At 44.8% G+C, this 15,705-nt stretch carries 17 protein-coding genes; 9 read left to right on the plus strand and 8 right to left on the minus strand.

Annotation, left to right across the window (positions count from 1 at the left end):
- Positions 1-45 precede the first annotated feature (45 nt).
- The 6 genes from MKY34_RS04965 to MKY34_RS04990 all read right to left on the minus strand — a co-directional run bounded on the left by MKY34_RS04965 (position 46) and on the right by MKY34_RS04990 (position 7,703).
- Positions 46-2,877: an ATP-binding protein gene (locus tag MKY34_RS04965; RefSeq protein ID WP_342514112.1), complete on the minus strand. Its 2,832-nt coding sequence runs from the start codon at positions 2,875-2,877 to the stop codon at positions 46-48.
- Between the two features lie 150 nt (positions 2,878-3,027).
- Positions 3,028-3,912, minus strand: a complete 885-nt coding sequence (gene pstA / locus MKY34_RS04970) for a phosphate ABC transporter permease PstA (protein ID WP_342514113.1) — start codon at positions 3,910-3,912, stop codon at positions 3,028-3,030.
- Between the two features lies 1 nt (position 3,913).
- A complete protein-coding gene (pstC, locus tag MKY34_RS04975; RefSeq protein WP_342514114.1) occupies positions 3,914-4,870 on the minus strand; it encodes a phosphate ABC transporter permease subunit PstC in 957 nt (318 codons plus the stop codon).
- 128 nt (positions 4,871-4,998) lie between these two features.
- Positions 4,999-5,985 carry a PstS family phosphate ABC transporter substrate-binding protein gene (locus MKY34_RS04980; protein WP_342514115.1) on the minus strand — a complete coding sequence of 329 codons (987 nt, stop codon included), beginning with the start codon at positions 5,983-5,985 and terminating at the stop codon, positions 4,999-5,001.
- Positions 5,986-6,151: 166 nt separating this feature from the next.
- The gene (gene pstB, locus MKY34_RS04985) at positions 6,152-6,925 is read right to left on the minus strand and encodes a phosphate ABC transporter ATP-binding protein PstB (RefSeq protein ID WP_342515194.1); all 774 of its coding nucleotides are present in this window, start codon (positions 6,923-6,925) and stop codon (positions 6,152-6,154) included.
- A gap of 337 nt (positions 6,926-7,262) precedes the next feature.
- On the minus strand, positions 7,263-7,703 hold the full coding sequence (locus MKY34_RS04990; RefSeq protein WP_342514116.1) for a YtoQ family protein: 441 nt from the start codon (positions 7,701-7,703) through the stop codon (positions 7,263-7,265).
- Positions 7,704-7,792: 89 nt separating this feature from the next.
- Here MKY34_RS04990 and MKY34_RS04995 point away from each other — a divergent pair, with 89 nt between their 5' ends.
- From MKY34_RS04995 to MKY34_RS05005, 3 genes are read left to right on the plus strand one after another with little or no spacing between them, the layout of a single operon-like run.
- Complete coding sequence (locus tag MKY34_RS04995) at positions 7,793-9,361, plus strand: amidohydrolase (protein ID WP_342514117.1); 1,569 nt, start codon at positions 7,793-7,795, stop codon at positions 9,359-9,361.
- Between the two features lie 3 nt (positions 9,362-9,364).
- Positions 9,365-9,949, plus strand: a complete 585-nt coding sequence (locus tag MKY34_RS05000) for a hypothetical protein (protein WP_342514118.1) — start codon at positions 9,365-9,367, stop codon at positions 9,947-9,949.
- Positions 9,950-9,992: 43 nt separating this feature from the next.
- Complete coding sequence (locus MKY34_RS05005) at positions 9,993-10,877, plus strand: aminoglycoside phosphotransferase family protein (protein WP_342514119.1); 885 nt, start codon at positions 9,993-9,995, stop codon at positions 10,875-10,877.
- A 57-nt stretch (positions 10,878-10,934) separates the two neighbouring features.
- Here MKY34_RS05005 and MKY34_RS05010 read toward each other — a convergent pair whose 3' ends face one another.
- Together MKY34_RS05010 and MKY34_RS05015 are read right to left on the minus strand one after the other, a co-directional pair.
- Entirely contained in the window at positions 10,935-11,468 is a 534-nt protein-coding gene (locus MKY34_RS05010) for a DUF2812 domain-containing protein (RefSeq protein WP_342514120.1), read from the minus strand.
- Positions 11,468-11,785, minus strand: a complete 318-nt coding sequence (locus MKY34_RS05015; protein WP_342514121.1) for a helix-turn-helix transcriptional regulator — start codon at positions 11,783-11,785, stop codon at positions 11,468-11,470. The genes MKY34_RS05010 and MKY34_RS05015 overlap by 1 nt, the downstream gene beginning before the upstream one ends.
- 212 nt (positions 11,786-11,997) lie before the next feature.
- On the opposite strand from MKY34_RS05015, the gene MKY34_RS05020 reads away from it, so the two are divergent.
- The 6 genes from MKY34_RS05020 to MKY34_RS05045 all read left to right on the plus strand — a co-directional run bounded on the left by MKY34_RS05020 (position 11,998) and on the right by MKY34_RS05045 (position 15,677).
- The gene (locus MKY34_RS05020; RefSeq protein WP_342514122.1) at positions 11,998-12,603 is read left to right on the plus strand and encodes a class I SAM-dependent methyltransferase; all 606 of its coding nucleotides are present in this window, start codon (positions 11,998-12,000) and stop codon (positions 12,601-12,603) included.
- Positions 12,604-12,606: 3 nt separating this feature from the next.
- Positions 12,607-12,798: a YwbE family protein gene (locus MKY34_RS05025; protein WP_342514123.1), complete on the plus strand. Its 192-nt coding sequence runs from the start codon at positions 12,607-12,609 to the stop codon at positions 12,796-12,798.
- Between the two features lie 49 nt (positions 12,799-12,847).
- On the plus strand, positions 12,848-13,018 hold the full coding sequence (locus MKY34_RS05030) for a hypothetical protein (protein WP_342514124.1): 171 nt from the start codon (positions 12,848-12,850) through the stop codon (positions 13,016-13,018).
- A 108-nt stretch (positions 13,019-13,126) separates the two neighbouring features.
- A complete protein-coding gene (locus MKY34_RS05035) occupies positions 13,127-14,296 on the plus strand; it encodes a substrate-binding domain-containing protein (RefSeq protein ID WP_342514125.1) in 1,170 nt (389 codons plus the stop codon).
- 13 nt (positions 14,297-14,309) lie between these two features.
- The gene (locus MKY34_RS05040) at positions 14,310-15,329 is read left to right on the plus strand and encodes a nitronate monooxygenase (protein WP_342514126.1); all 1,020 of its coding nucleotides are present in this window, start codon (positions 14,310-14,312) and stop codon (positions 15,327-15,329) included.
- Positions 15,330-15,341: 12 nt separating this feature from the next.
- Positions 15,342-15,677 (plus strand): hypothetical protein, encoded by a 336-nt coding sequence (locus MKY34_RS05045; RefSeq protein ID WP_342514127.1) that lies wholly within the window; start codon positions 15,342-15,344, stop codon positions 15,675-15,677.
- Positions 15,678-15,705 lie beyond the last annotated feature (28 nt).

The raw sequence follows: 15,705 nt of genomic DNA on the forward strand, positions 1-15,705 counted from the left end.
CCAAAGCCTCAGGAATTGGCTCCCTGAGGCTTTGGTTGTTGAAGATTATAGACCGCCTTGAGATGAATGGGGGTATAAGATGACTCCCTCTCTCTTTTCAAGTGCAATCGCGATTGTTTCAGATAGTTGATGGAGCGGATAAGGCTTTGTCATATAATGATCGATTTGATATTCGGCGATTAGCTCTTCTTGTTTTTCAAGTGCAGAAGAAATAATGATTGGAATATGCTGTGTTGAAGTTTCCTCTTTCAATAATTTGATAAGATCCCAACCGGTTTGGTCATCTCTCAGCATCAGGTCAATGACAATACAATCTGGCTGCTGATCTTTTGTATAGTCAAAGGCAGCTTGTACTTCCGAATGGGAGATGAAGGAGAAGCCTTTCATTCGTAATTCCTCAGCGAGTAACAATACAATACTGTCATCATCTTCGACGACAACAACAGCAGGCTTATTCGCTGACAGCATTTCTGTATTTATAACTTTTTTGATGGGCAAGGAGAAGAAAACGGTTGTCCCTTTGTATTCTTCAGATTCAATCCAAATTGCGCCATTATGTTTCTCAATGATTTCGCGGCAAATTGCAAGCCCGAGTCCTGTGCCACCAATCTTACGGCTATAGCTATTGTCGAGACGGTGGAACTTTTCAAAGAGATGATCGACTTGTTCGGCTGGAATACCAATTCCTTCATCTTTGATGGCGACGATGGCTTGATCGCCTTCTGTCGATAAGGAGACGGTGACAGCTCCACCTTCTGGTGAAAATTTAATCGCATTGCTGAGTATGTTTGTAAATACTTGAAGGATCCGATCTTGATCGGCATAGAGAATCGGTGTACTTGTGTTATCTACAAGCGTGATTGCATGCGCATCATTTTTCGGGAAATTTTCAATTGCCCGTATAGTAATTTCGGATAGATTGACTTCTTGTATGTCGTAGGATTGATTGCCTGACTCCATGCGCTGTAAATCTAAGAAATCGTTAATAAGGTTTGTTAGTCTTTTCGCTTCTTTATGAATGGTTTCTTGATAACGTTTTTGTCGCTTCGTGTCCATTTCTTTTGATAGTAGCAGTTCTGTAAAGCCAAGGATGCTGGATAAAGGTGTTCGCAATTCATGGCTTACGGTCGATACAAGTTCGGTTTTCATGCGGTCAATCTCGTATTCCTGTGTAATATCACGATGAACAAAAACCGTTCCTGCCTTTTCGCCTTCCATCATAACAGGGACACTATAGACATTTAGCACTTTTAAGGTGTCACCTTGAATGGTATAAGACGTTTGAGAGACGTTCGTTGTTTGGGATGCAAGTGATGTCTCGAAAAATTGTTGTAGCTGTCCGTCGTCATTCGATTTGTCCATGAAACAGCGAATCCATCCGTTTTTATCGGTCGGGCATTCGGTGCTGTCAGCAGGCATATCGAGTAATCGGAACAATGCTTGATTATACTTTTGCATGTTTCCTGAATTTGAAACAAATTGAATGCCTTCTGTCACGTTATCGAGGATGTTTTGATTTAACGCACGCTCGTGATTGACGAGTTCATATTGCTCAATTCGATCGACGGCGAGCGCAACTCGATTGAGAATGCCATAAATGTCATGGAGATCATCCTTAGTGAATGTACGCCCCACTCGGGACAGGGCCAGTGTGATATGGAATTTTCCCTCACTATCTTTAACGCTAGCCATAAGATCGTAGACATACGTTTGAGAAGTGGCAATTCCTTTTTCGTAATCTGCTTCCCGTTTGAGCACGTAATAAGGTTCTTTTTCCAGTCGTAGTTTTACATAGTGCAGTTGCTTCTCCTTGAACTCTTCAAACATGTGATCCGTAATATTATTTAGGCTGTATTCGCCACTTTGCGGTAACCAAAAAGCGCCAAGGTCGATGGCATATAGTTCTTTAAAATAGTCGAGGACGGTATCGGCTAATTCCTGTTTGTCGAGCGTGAAGGATAGGTGGTGGTTCAAGCCGTTATAGCGCTCGAGACGAAATTTTGAATGACGCGCTTCCGAAAGGGCATGTTCCATTTTGGCTTGTTTGTCGAATAGTTCTTCTTGCTGTGATAGCAGCTCGTCATTTTGTGCGACTAATTTTTGTTCTTTGACATTAATCGTGTCAATCATTTTTGCGAAAGAATCGGATAGTGCACCGATTTCATCAGAACGGATGATTGGCTTAAAGATGAATTCTTCTCCATTTTGGTAGTTATCTGCGGCTACTCTCATCTGTTCGATTGGGCGTATGAAATGGTAAACGACTTGCCAAATCATCCAAATGGTGAACAATAGTAAAATCAAGCCTAATAGAAAGAGTAGTAGAAAGAAACCATTTAAGAGCTGCGTTGTTTTTTCAAAAACGCTATGCAGGCCAGTGTTGACTTGCTGATTGTAGCTGTTTGAATAATCGACGAGTCGGTTGACGGTTGTGTTCGATCCGCTAAGCGATAGCTGACGTAATCCTTCATAGTCATTTGCTTGTACAAAGGCGAGTGCTTGTGGCAATACTTCTTCTTCGTATTGTCCGAGGAATGTTTCGATTTCATTGACCAAGTCTTGTTCAGCGTCGGTTAATGTACGCTTTTTAAGTTTTTCAATGGTTTCTTTAATTGTTTCAATTTCCTGGTATGCAATTGCTAACTCACTGTCGAGTTGGAAAGCATAGTAACCGCGGACACGGAAGAATAGCCCGGTAGTCGCATCGGCAAGATCGTCGATTTCGTGTGCTTTTTCGAACAGATTTTCTTGCTCTGTTACAAAGTGATCCCAGGATTTTTTCGCATAGATATAAATACCGGCTGTCACGAGCGTTAAAATAATCATAATGGTAATCGTAATGGTTAAATACCGTTGTCGAATGCCGTCTTTTTGCATGTCATTCAGCTCCGTTCTTGAGGTGGCATAGTTATTCATAGTCTACCATGCAGGAACAGGAAAGGCATCCGTAGGTAAAATATTAGGTGCCAGGCACTGCTACAATTCGCGGAAAGACGCGAATTGTAGCAGTGGCCTGGCACCCAAGGCTCAGTATCTCTTTTGAAATTTATGTCGAATGACGATGGCAGTCGAGTTTAATAGGAGCAGGGCTACGAGTAAAACGATAATCGTTGCAGCTGCTAAGTTTGCATATTCCGCAGTGAGTGAAGAATCGAGTGTCCAATAGTAGATTTGCATAGGTAGCACCGTGAATTTATCGAAAATGCTTCCTGGGAAAGGTAGCAACAACGCTGGAATACCAATGACGACTAATGGAGCTGTTTCACCGATTGCACGTGATAGCGATAAAATGGCGCCTGTTAGAATACCTGGAAGCGCAACGGGTAAGATAATGCTTTTAATCGTTTGCCATTTAGTAGCGCCCATACCGAAGGATGCTTCACTTAAATGGTTAGGAACAGCTCGAATTGCTTCTTGGCTTGCGACGATGACGATAGGAAGGATAAGGAGCGCCATTGTTAAGCCGCCTGCTAAGACGACGTTCCCGAAATGTAAAGCTCGGACAAAAACGGTTAATCCTAAAATCCCGTAAACGATAGAGGGAACACCTGCTAGGTTGGCGATGTTCGTTTGAATGATTGCCTGTACGCGCCCTTTTTTTGCATATAATTCTAAGTAAATGGCTGTCCCGACACCTAAAAACATGGTGACGGGGGCAACGACGAGCATGAGCCAAAATGTACCAAGAATGGCACCCATGATTCCTGCACGTTCAGGTTGGGTAGATAGTTTACCTGTGAGAAAATCCATGTTGACCCAACCAATTCCTTGCGACACCACGCGGTAAATTAAGATGGAAAGTACAACGAGACCAAAAAGCGTAGAAGCTAGGAAGATGAACTTCGAAACGGTATTGAGCAGCAATCGGGCATTCATTCTTCTAGTTAGGCTGCTAGGACTTGCTTGCTGCATGTTAATATTCCTCCCTAAATTTACGTGAAACCGCTCTTGCAATCATATTCATCACTAATGTGAAAACAAATAGAGTCATAGCGACTGCATATAGGCTGTAGTAGACCGTCGATCCAGCGGCTGCATCGCCACCTGTTACTTCGACGATATAAGCTGTCATCGTTTGCATGGATTGCGTAATGTCGAACGTGAAGTTTTTTGTACTACCACTCGCAATGGTCACAATCATCGTCTCGCCAATCGCACGTGAAATACCTAGCACGAAAGAAGCGATAATACCAGATAGAGCGGCAGGGATGACGACTTTTCTCGTCACTTCTAATTTTGTTGAACCTAACCCAAGCGCACCTTCACGCATTGAATTGGGAACAGCACTCATGGCATCTTCTGATAAAGAAGCAATCATTGGAATGATCATGATTCCCATGACGATACCGGGGCTTAAAATATTCGTTGCCTGCAGGCTCGGAATCAATTCGCGTAGCAGCGGCGTAACGAAAGTAAATGCGAAAAATCCATAAACAATCGTTGGGATACCCGCCAATATTTCTAAGAGCGGTTTAAATACTTTGCGCACACGATCTGATGCGTATTCGCTTAAGTAGATGGCAGTCATTAGTCCGATGGGAACAGCAACGACCATAGCAATAAGGGATGAAGTGATGGTACCCATGATAAGCGGTAGTACACCGAATTCAGGTGTTTGGCTTAACGGTTTCAACACCGTTCCTGTAAAGAAATCGACAATCGGAACACGCTTGAAAAATTCGATGGTTTCCGATAACAATGTATAAATAATCCCGACAGTTGTGAGGACAGAGACGGAAGCGATTAAAAAAAGAAAGAAGGGAATCGATTTTTCAAAGAGTTCTTTGATATTTCTCGATTGCCTTTTTTGTTCCATTAATTCCCGAACGTTCACATTTTTTTCAGTCGTTGGATTGTTGTTTGTAGGCATTCTGCAGAGCACTCCTTCTAACATATGGATAGTAATAGAATATCCGCCTTGAGCCCGTGGCAGTGATAAAGGGGCTCAAGGCGGTGATAAACAACAGATGCCAGCTTGCTTGCAATTAGACTTCGCTCTTACTTCAAGCCGTTTAAAAAGTCGACGTTCTCTTTTGCTTCTGCTTCAGGAATCGGTGCGAATCCTGTTTCACCTGCAAACGTATTGACATTGTTCATTGCGTAAATTGCGTAATCGAGTACTTGTGGCTTACTTTTCGCGTTGTCTACGTTCAAGTACGTGAAGACTGGGCGAGTGAAGTCGGCATAGTCGCCGTCTTCTGCAATTGTGTCAAGTGATGGCTCGACTGCGCCATTTCCGAAGTCTACATGAACCGCTGCTAGTTTGTCTTTGTTGTTGACGTAGTAACCAAATCCGAAGAAGGCAATGCCATTCTTGTCTTCAGATACTAATTTTACAAGTGTTGAATAGTCTTGTTGCAGATTAACGTTGCTAACTAGGTCTTGTTTATCGAGAATACTTTCATAGAAAAACTCATACGTTCCGTGGTTTTCGTTCGGTCCCATTGGGTTGATCTTTTCTGCTGGCCAGTCTGGATTGATGTCAGACCATTTTTCAACGCCACCGTCTGCTTTGAAAATGCTAATCAGTTGTTCAGGTGTCATTTCTTTTGCCCAATCATTGTCTTTGTTGATAACGAAAGTTAAGCCATCTAGAGCTACTTTCAATTCTTTGACTTCCATATTCAATGCTTCTGCTTCTGCTGTTTCTTCGTCTTTGATTTGACGTGAAGCGTCATTGAAGTCTGTGCCATTTTCCACTAGGAACTTCTTGAATCCTGCGCTTGTACCTGCACGACTCACTTCGACAGAAACATTTTCTTGTTCGTTTAGCATATATTCTTCAGCGATTCGTGCCATTAACGGGTAAACAGTTCCCGATCCGTCGATAGTGACACTGCCTTCTAAATCAGCTGCTTCTTCTGTATTGTTATTGCTGTCATTCTCTTCGTTGTTTTTCTCTTTCCCTGAATCCGCCCCACATGCTGCAGTGATTATTGCGAGTGCAGCCACTACTAGGAACAAAAGATACTTTTTAAAATTCATTCGAATTGTCCTCCCCTAAAACGGATCTATTTTTGTGAAAGATGTTCTCTTTCTATTGTTAGTATAAGTGTTGAATGTAAATAGAGTATGATGAAAGTGTAAAGGGTTTGTAAACATTAAGTTTAATAAATAAAAAACCATCCTTGGCTACAAGGATGGTTGCAAATCAACCGAAACGACCGTTAATGTAGTCGTTTGTCAGTGGGTCAGTAGGGTTATTAAAGATGGTAGATGTTCGATCACATTCGACAATTTCACCGTTTAGGAAAAAGGCGGTGCGGTCTGAAATTCTTGCTGCTTGCTGCATGTTGTGTGTGACGATTGCGATGGTGACATCATTTTTAATAGCATCGATGAGCTCTTCCACTTTATGTGTCGAAACGGGGTCGAGAGCAGATGTAGGCTCATCCATTAGAATGACTTCGGGATCGACTGCTAGGCAGCGAGCGATGCAAAGACGTTGTTGCTGTCCGCCAGAAAGTCCGTAAGCACTTTTGTGGAGGCGATCTTTTACTTCATCCCACAGGGCGGCTTTACGTAAGCTGTCTTCGACAATGATATCGAGTGTTGCTTTGTTGCGGATACCGTGGATTTTCGGACCGAATGCCACATTTTCATAGATTGATTTTGGAAATGGGTTTGGTTTTTGGAACACCATGCCGACTTTTGAGCGTAACAGTTCAACAGGCATTGCTTTGCCAAGAATATTGTTGCCTTGGAATGTTAGGTTGCCAGAAATCGTGACATCGGGTACAAGTTCAACCATGCGATTGAGCGTTTTTAGATAAGTGGATTTCCCGCAGCCGGAAGGACCGATGATAGCTGTCACTTCTTTTTCATTGATGGAAAGATTTATATTTTTTAATGCGTGTGATGAGCCATACCAAAGGTTCAAGCCATTTGTTTCATAGACGGGTTTGTGCCAATTTGTATTTTCCATTACATGCAATTTCGTTTCTTCTTTACGTTCCATTAGTACTGTCATGAGTATCCTCCGTTCGATGTAGGAGTTATTTTTGAACTGCTCTACTCTTTCTTTATAGTAACGGAGGATTGTTGAGGGTGTGTGAAGGGAATGTTAAGAGTTTGTAAAGAGAGGGATGAATAAAAGATAAGTATTAGACATAGTGTCCCATTGAACGTCGCTTCGACGTTAGGGATGCCTTTCGCCATAAGCCAGGCTGCTTCGCTGTCAGTCTTATGGCTTCGGCTACCCCATTTAAGGCGTCTGCGCTTGATTTGTCCATTGGACCTTGAATAGGCTTGAAAAATGGATTTTATTCAAAAATATAATGTAAGGCTTTGACGGCTTGGTCGACGGTTTCGACGGTGGCGTTTGCTTTGCGTGATAGTTCTTTGAGTGCGTGATGATGTGCTTCTTGGCGAATGAGGATGAGTGGTTTGCCAAATGCGATGGCGGCGCTTGCGTCCATTGCTGTGTTCCATTGTTTGTATTTTTCGCCGAAAAGTGCGATGACGAGATCGGCTTTCTTCATTAAAAGCTCCGTACGTAAATTATTGAAGCTGGATGCGGCAGCGTCTTTGAAGATGGCGTCTGGCTGTTTGCCTAAAATGTCTTCGCCGATATTGTCGGATCGGTCATGGTCTTCCATTGGGCCGACGAAGTCGATCGGCAAGTTCAATGCTGCCACTTTTAGCTTCACTTCCTCACGCCATGAACTGTGGATTTCGCCTGCTAAGTAAACGGTTAATCTCATCTGTAAATTCCTCCTTTGATTCAATAGCTTCATTGTAGCAGAACATTGCCCGAAAGTTTAGAATAGTACTAGAGATAGGGGGATTTGAGATGAAAACATTATGGCAAAACGGTACGTTGTATACGATGGAACAAGAAGGTAGCAAGGTAGAGGCGTTGTTGACGGAAAGCGGTAAAATTGTTGCGACTGGCACATATGACGAGTTGCAAGGACAGGCAGATGAGGAAATCGATTTAGGTGGGGCTGTTTTGTATCCAGGGTTTATCGACAGCCATATGCATATGATTGGGCATGGAGAGAAGTTGTTGAGTTTGGATTTATCCAAAGCGGCGTCGGCTGATGAGATGATGGACATGTTATTAGGTGCGCATAAGGGCTTGGGGGCGGATGAGTGGTTCGTGGGGGAAGGTTGGAATGAAAACAACTTTCCAGATAAAAAGATCTTCACACGTCATGAATTGGATCAGGTGACGGCTGCGCCAATGCTATTGAAACGGACATGTAGACATGTGCTACTTGTGAATTCAAAAGCACTGGAGCTTGCGGGTATTACGAAGGATACGCCGGATCCAGAGGATGGTGTCATTGTTCGGGATGCGAATGGGGAAGCGACGGGTTTATTGCTTGAAGGTGCGCAGGATCTTGTATTGAATGTTGCCCCTGAACCGACGGAACAATCGTTGACACGTGCGTTGCGCAAGTCTGTTGATGATTTGTTGGCGCTTGGTTTGACGGGTGCCGTGACGGATGACCTTGGTTATTACGGGGATTATCGTAATCCGTTGCAAGCGTTTAAAAATGTCATTGGAGAAGAGAAGAAATTTCGTGCGCATTTGCTTCGAAGGTCGACGGTTTTTGCGCAGTTGATGGCGGATGCAGCAACGTATTGTGAACCGTGGATTGATCCGGGGGAGATGAAGTTTTTCATTGACGGAGCGTTGGGCGGAAAGACAGCGTTGTTGAGTGCACCTTATGCAGATACGCCTGAAACATCGGGGATGACGGTGTTGACGGATGAGGAAATTGATGAGCTTGTGAAGCTTGCTCGGGAGCATGGTGAGGCGATTGCTGTCCATGTGATTGGGGATGGAGCAACTGAAAAAGCGTTGGATGCTATCGAGAAATATCCGGTGCCAGAGGGCAAGCGTGATCGTTTGATTCATGTCAATGTGTTGCGTGATGATTTGGTGGAGCGTATGGAGAAGTTGCCGGTGATTCTGGATGTGCAACCGATTTTTGTGTCGTCTGATTTTCCATGGGTGATGGATCGACTGGGAGAAGAGCGCTTGGGTTGGGCTTATGCTTGGAAAAGGTTGCTGGATCACGGGTTTATTTGCGGTGGTGGATCTGATGCGCCGGTGGAAGAGGTGGACCCGTTACTTGGTATCTATGCGGCAGCGACGCGTCGAAAACCAGGTGAGACACATGACGGTTATTTGCCGCATGAGAAGCTGAGTCGCTTTGAGGCGGTTGGTTTGTTTACAACGGGCAGTGCAGCGACGATTGGTAAGGCGGATGTTCGCGGGAAGTTGGCGGTTGGGTTTGACGCTGATTTTACAGTGCTGGACCGGGATTTGTTTGAAGTGGCAGATGAAGAGATTGTGGATGCGAACGTTGTGATGACGGTTGTGGCGGGAGATGTGATGTATCGGGGGTGATTTTTGGCGAAGCGCGCAATGTGGCATGTGAATCGCGGAATGTGGCATGCGAACCGCGTAATGCGGGAAGAGAACCGCGCGATGTGGCATGTGAACCACGCAATGTGGGGTGTGAACCACGCAATGTGGCATGTGAACCGCGCAATGTGGGGTGTGAATCGCGCAATGCGGCATGCGAACCGCGCAATGCGGGAAGAGAACCGCGCAATGCGGGAAGAGAACCGCGCAATGCGGGAAGAGAACCGCGCAATGCGGGAAGAGAACCGCGCAATGCGGGAAGAGAACCGCGCAATGCGGGAAGTGAACCGCGCAATGTGGGAAGAGAACCACGCAATGCGGGAAGAGAACCGCGCAATGCGGGAAGAGAACCGCGCAATGCGGGAAGAGAACCGCGCAATGCGGGAAGAGAACCGCGCAATGCGGGAAGAGAACCGCGCAATGCGGGAAGAGAACCGCGCAATGCGGGAAGAGAACCGCGCAATGCGGGAAGAGAACCGCGCAATGTGGGAAGAGAACCACGCAATGCGGCGTGTGGACCGTGCAATGTGGCGAGTGAACCACGCAAAACGACGTGTGAAGCGCACATAACGAAAACAAGCCTATTGTACGAAGATAGAAAAGGTGATGGAATATGAAGAATGCGCTTGAAAAGGCGAAGCGTTGGGTTGAGGAAGAACTAGGAACGGCGGTTGTATCCATGCGGCAATTGCCGGGGAGTACGTCCTCTACCCTGTATGAAATGACAACGATAAAAGGGGTCGTCGTTTTACGGCAATTGGACAATCAAGAATGGTTGTTGGAAGAGCCAGATGTCGTGCGCCATGAAGCGATGAGTTTACAAAAGGCGTCAACTGGCAGATTACTGGCTCCATCTCTCATTGCTTTTGATGAAACAGGAGAAATTAGCGGATTGCCGTCTATTTTGATGACGAAAGTAGAAGGAAGTGTTGAGTTACAACCCGCTGATTTCGAGAAGTGGGTAGAAGGATTGGCAACAGCGCTTATTGGGATTCACGGGTTGGCGGTGGCGCATTTTCCATGGCAATATGCATCTTACACTAGTCGGGATGAGGTAGAAGTTCCTAAGTGGACGAAGAAGCAAGCTGTTTGGCAAGCAGCATTCGACCAATTACAGAGCCCAGTGCCTGATTTTAAAGAGACGTTTATTCACCGTGACTTTCATCCGGCAAATATTCTTTGGCTGAATGGTGAAGTGAGTGGCATTGTGGATTGGCCAAATGCGTGTCTCGGTCCGGCGGGCATTGATATAGGGCATTGTCGTGTGAATCTTGCATTGTTGTATGGCGTTGAAGTGGCGGATTTGTTCTTGCGAGCGTATAAAAAGGCGGCAGGCACTTCATTTCCATATGATTCATATTGGGATATTGTGTCGGCATTTGATTTCTTAGATGGGCCTCCAACTGTTTATCCGGGCTGGGCTTCTTTTGGCGTGACGGATTTGACAGATGCGATGATGGAAGAGCGGTTGGATGCGTTTGTGGGGAGTTTGTTTTGAAAAGCGTATATGTGGATGACGAAAAAAGATCCGAGTAGGATCTTTTTTCTATGACTGTTAAACCAATTTTCTCGCTTTCCATTTATGGTAAAGAACCGCTAGCGAAGTCATGATGGCGGGTATTGTGATAAAGAGTGAAGCGATAAATACCCAGCTCAAGACGGTTTGTACGCCGCCAGATGTGAATTGCGTGATGAGCCCGAGGATGACGGTGATGGGCAGACATATGCGTGTCGCTAAAAATACAGACTTGCCTTGCCGCGTTAGCTTATCAATGGAAGATTCCGGGTCGCTGTAAATCGGCTTTGTACCTGGCTTCGCTTTGAATATATGCGTCCCATAGTCCGAGCAAACATGCTCCCAGCCGCTAACCGCAAATAGCTCAAAGTACTCTGCCTCTTCTCCAGGGGTGAGATCCCGATAATCGATGCTATAGATCACATCCTCTTTTTCACCTTGCTCCAGTCCATAGCCCATGAATCGCCAGCGTTTTAGATGCCAACCTGCTAATGATTTTTTTCGAAGCTTTTGCATATCCTTTGCTTCCTCGAAGGCTAACCCTTTCGACATCATATACTTTGTTTTCGCCATCATAGATTCCCCCTTTGTAAGCCTCTTTCCGCCAATTGAATCATTACTTTTCGACGTTCCATATCTTCTGCTAACATAGTCCGCCCCAATTCAGTCAGGACATACACTTTCCGACGTGAGTCCGAGTCATCGTGCAAAACAATCAGTTCTTGATCTAACAACTTTTTAATAATGGTATAAAGTGAAGCAGGTCCAATCACAAATACCCCCTTTGTCGTTTCCTCAATTAACCCCATCACCGCATAGCCATGCCGCGGTTCGGTCAATGCAGCCATAATGTAAAACATCGAATCCGTGAGTTGTTTTAATGGTTTCAAATGAATACCCCCATTTATATCACTTAGTGATATGTCTGAAAGTAATATATCATTAAGTGATATAGTTTAGCAAGTCATTTTACAAATTGTATACGGAAGTCATGATTTTACGTCAAATCAAACAGTGACTGACACTGGAGTCTACTGTAAAGTAACCTGAGCGTTGTTTATGGTAAACTAGACCTAATAAATGCAAAAGGATGGATGACCGGATGACGAACAGTTGGCATGAACGTTTTTCCACAGAGCAGTACGTTTACGGTAAAAAGCCGAACGAATTTGTTGTTGAGGTAGTACAAGATCTATCGAGGGGAAAAGTGTTGTGTATTGCAGAAGGTGAGGGGCGGAACGCAGTCTATTTGGCTTCCCTAGGTTTTGATGTGACCGCATGGGATTATGCGCAAGCTGGGTTGGATAAAACCAAGCAGCTTGCAGATGAAAAAGGTGTCGATGTTAAAACCGAACTGCGTGATTTAGCGGAAGTGGACTGGGAAGAAGAGCAGTGGGATGCCATCGTCCACATCTTCGGTCATTTTCCAGAAAACGTGATGGAGCAGACTTTGGCAGGTATCAAAAAGGCGCTAAAACCAGGCGGTTATTATCTAAGTGAACTGTACACAAAAGAACAACTCCACTATGGGACAGGTGGCCCTCGGAATGAAGAATTACTTTGTGACCCCATGACATTGCTTCAACAATTTGATGGCTATTTCGTGAGACATTTCCACATCGGGGAAGTTCATCGTGTAGAAGGGCAGTTGCATACGGGAATTGCTCATGTCGTGCAAAGTGTGTTTCAGAAAAGAAAGGAGGAGTAACTCATGAGTGGACAAAATCGTGCAGATATTAAGCCAGGCCTGAAAGTAGCGGTTATTTTGAAGAAAGATCAGCGGACAGGTGTTAAAACGGAGGGCGTTGTGAAGGATTTATTGACGAATTCGAGCTTTCACCCACATGGCATTAAAGTGCGTCTTGAAGACGGACAAGTCGGTCGGGTATGCGACATATTGTGAAGGAAAGTTGTAGTCATGGCGTATAGAGAATAAGGAAACGGTTGTTGGGGTGAGCATTATAACAAATGTATTATGGCTTTTGGGAATTGCGTTTATAGGCATCATTGCGGTCTTAATTGCTTCTGCAGTTGTGATGCAGAAGGAAGCGTCAGCGCCTAAAAAAGACGGGCAGCATAACGACAAGGATTCAGTGAGAGAGACGGAATCCCTCGAAAAATAGTATAGGTCACTGTTTTCCAGTGAAAAGTAAAAAATCCATTCTTCTACACGCGGAATGGATTTTTTTGTGGTAAAATTTACATATATCAGAAATTTAAAGGGGTGTAGCATGGAGAGAGAAAAAAATATTTTGCGGGCAACCGGGGACATTGTATTATTCATTGTCATCATGGGCTTTTTGTTGCCGATTGTACTTATTGGTGCACTTTATATTTGGTTCGAGGGGCTTTCTTATTTACTGCCGTTTCTGCTAATCCTCTACGCAGGTGTGGGTGTCATAAGTATTGTAGAGATTTACGATAAAAAGAAGTATAGAAAGATGGTGTATCGCATCTTCATGGGGGCTGTTGTCCTGTCGTTAATCGCTACAATTCCAGGAATTTATCATAAAACAAGGCCTGTTGTGCGGGATGGCGATGTGGATTTGTATGTGTATACACCTTTTACGGACAATTCAAAAGCTGTGGTGCTCAATGAGCCTTCGACTTTCAAAATAGAGGAGAATTTACCGGTGATTGATGGGGCGACTGCCCTTTACCCGGTTTATGCGGCTTTTGCGCAGGCGGTTTATCCTGAGGGAGAGTATTATCCCTATAAAAGTGAAGTGATGTCGAATCGGACGGGCGAAGCGTATGAAAATCTGCTCAATGGCTCGGTGGATATGATTTTTGTATTGGCTCCATCCGAACAGCAGCTGGCCAAGGCGAAACAAGTAGGCAAGGAGCTGACATTGACGCCGATTGGTAAAGAAGCCTTCGTGTTCTTCGTCAATGATAAAAATCCTGTGCAAAGCTTAACGCGGGATGACATCAAAGGCATTTATTCTGGCAATCTAACGAATTGGAAAGAAGTTGGCGGTAAAAACAAGGCGATTCGTGCTTTCCAACGACCGCAAGATAGTGGCAGTCAGACTGCGCTTCAGCATTTTATGGGCGATGTACCGATTATGGATCCGCCTGTGGAAGACATTGCGTCGCTTATGGGCACCATTATCGACCAAGTATCCGACTATAAAAACTACAGCAATGCCATTGGTTATACATTTCGATACTATTCAACGGAAATGACGAAGAATGCGAGTATTCGCTTACTTGCTGTTGATGGTGTTGAACCGACAAAGGAAACCATTCGTTCAGGTGATTATCCGATTACGAACGAATTGTATGCAGTCACGGCAGATAGTGACAATCCACATGTTCAGGCCTTTATCGACTGGATTTTGTCGGAGCAGGGGCAGGAGATTGTTGAAGAGACAGGATACGTGGAAATTAAAGAGTGAGGAGGACGGAACAATGAGTAAAAATGACTTAACGACAATGTTGGCAATTGACTACCCAATTATCCAAGCACCCATGGCAGGGGTAACGACGCCGGAATTTGTGGCGGCATCAGCAGAAGCGGGTGTACTTGGATCGGTTGGAGCAGGCTATCTTTCAGCGGAGGACACACGGCAGTTTATTCGAGAGGTGCAAAAGCGGACAGATAAAGCGTTTGCGGTGAACTTATTTGTGCCGGAGCATGTGGAGATGAATCAGCTGTATTTGCGGGAGGCATATGAGGCATTGCAACCGATTGGACAGCAGCTAGGGATGCCATTTTGGAAGGCACCGTTGTCAGAATCGGAATTCGATGGGCAAGTGCAAGTTCTAATAGAGGAAGGCGTGAAAATTGCTTCGTTTACATTTGGCTTGCCTGACGAGAAAACAGTGCGTTTGTTGAAAGAACATGGTGTTCATGTAATCGGGACGGCTACGACTGTGGAGGAGGCAACATTGGCAGAACAGTCAGGGATGGATGCGGTTGTTGTGCAAGGTAGTGAGGCAGGCGGACATCGTGGCTCTTTTGCCGGCGAATTAACGCTCATTCCGCTGGCTAAATTATTGCCAGAGGTCGTCGCAGCTGTAGAAATTCCAGTGATTGCAGCAGGGGGGATCGCAACGAAAGCGCATATGGAACAAGCGTTATTGGCGGGTGCGCAAGCTGTTCAAATTGGGACAGCACTATTAGCAACAGATGAAAGTGGGGCACACCCGAAGTATAAGCAAGCGATTTTCGAGGCGGAAGAAGGCTGTACCACGTTAACGAAGGCCTTTTCAGGAAAAACTGCGCGAGGCATTCGCAATCAATTCATCATGGACATGCGTGACGCGGTTCTTGCACCGTATCCTTATCAAAATGATTTAACAAAAGGTATTCGGAAAGCGGCGGCAGCACAAGGGAAAAGTGAATTCATGTCGTTATGGGCGGGGGAAAGTGTTCATTTGACGCAAGATGGATCCGTGAAAGCGATTATTGAGAGGTTTGTGGAGTAAGGGGGATGAATGATGAATGCAACCTTATTACCGGGCCTTATAATCTTGTTCGTGACCATAATTGGTAGAGAAGTCATCGATTATTTTCGTCGTAGAAGAAATGACGATGAAAGAGTTCGTGTGATCACAATTCCAAGAATCCTGTTGACAGAAGGAATCTTAACGCTTGGGTTATTCATTCTGATTATAGGTGGTGTGGTAAACGTAAGGATTATTGAATACAGTGGGGCGGGTGTCATGCTATTAGGTGGAATCGTCAATGCGATTTATATGTGGCAAGACAGTAAATGGCTTGGGCTAGTGATTTTATTCCTTGTGGTGCTCTCACAATACTTTCTGTTCTTTTAGATGAAGGGAAAACAAGAATAAAACACCC

The organism is Sporosarcina sp. FSL K6-1522 (assembly GCF_038622445.1).
GTDB lineage: Bacteria > Bacillota > Bacilli > Bacillales_A > Planococcaceae > Sporosarcina.

What these genes read in the sequence shown, in the direction of transcription:
- MKY34_RS04965 (WP_342514112.1), bottom strand. Translation starts at nt 2,877, where the DNA reads ATGCAAAAAGACGGCATTCGACAACGGTATTTAACCATTACGATTACC.
- pstA (WP_342514113.1), bottom strand. Translation starts at nt 3,912, where the DNA reads ATGCAGCAAGCAAGTCCTAGCAGCCTAACTAGAAGAATGAATGCCCGA.
- pstC (WP_342514114.1), bottom strand. Translation starts at nt 4,870, where the DNA reads ATGCCTACAAACAACAATCCAACGACTGAAAAAAATGTGAACGTTCGG.
- MKY34_RS04980 (WP_342514115.1), bottom strand. Translation starts at nt 5,985, where the DNA reads ATGAATTTTAAAAAGTATCTTTTGTTCCTAGTAGTGGCTGCACTCGCA.
- pstB (WP_342515194.1), bottom strand. Translation starts at nt 6,925, where the DNA reads ATGGAAAATACAAATTGGCACAAACCCGTCTATGAAACAAATGGCTTG.
- MKY34_RS04990 (WP_342514116.1), bottom strand. Translation starts at nt 7,703, where the DNA reads ATGAGATTAACCGTTTACTTAGCAGGCGAAATCCACAGTTCATGGCGT.
- MKY34_RS04995 (WP_342514117.1), top strand. Translation starts at nt 7,793, where the DNA reads ATGAAAACATTATGGCAAAACGGTACGTTGTATACGATGGAACAAGAA.
- MKY34_RS05005 (WP_342514119.1), top strand. Translation starts at nt 9,993, where the DNA reads ATGAAGAATGCGCTTGAAAAGGCGAAGCGTTGGGTTGAGGAAGAACTA.
- MKY34_RS05010 (WP_342514120.1), bottom strand. Translation starts at nt 11,468, where the DNA reads ATGGCGAAAACAAAGTATATGATGTCGAAAGGGTTAGCCTTCGAGGAA.
- MKY34_RS05020 (WP_342514122.1), top strand. Translation starts at nt 11,998, where the DNA reads ATGACGAACAGTTGGCATGAACGTTTTTCCACAGAGCAGTACGTTTAC.
- MKY34_RS05025 (WP_342514123.1), top strand. Translation starts at nt 12,607, where the DNA reads ATGAGTGGACAAAATCGTGCAGATATTAAGCCAGGCCTGAAAGTAGCG.
- MKY34_RS05035 (WP_342514125.1), top strand. Translation starts at nt 13,127, where the DNA reads ATGGAGAGAGAAAAAAATATTTTGCGGGCAACCGGGGACATTGTATTA.
- MKY34_RS05040 (WP_342514126.1), top strand. Translation starts at nt 14,310, where the DNA reads ATGAGTAAAAATGACTTAACGACAATGTTGGCAATTGACTACCCAATT.
- MKY34_RS05045 (WP_342514127.1), top strand. Translation starts at nt 15,342, where the DNA reads ATGAATGCAACCTTATTACCGGGCCTTATAATCTTGTTCGTGACCATA.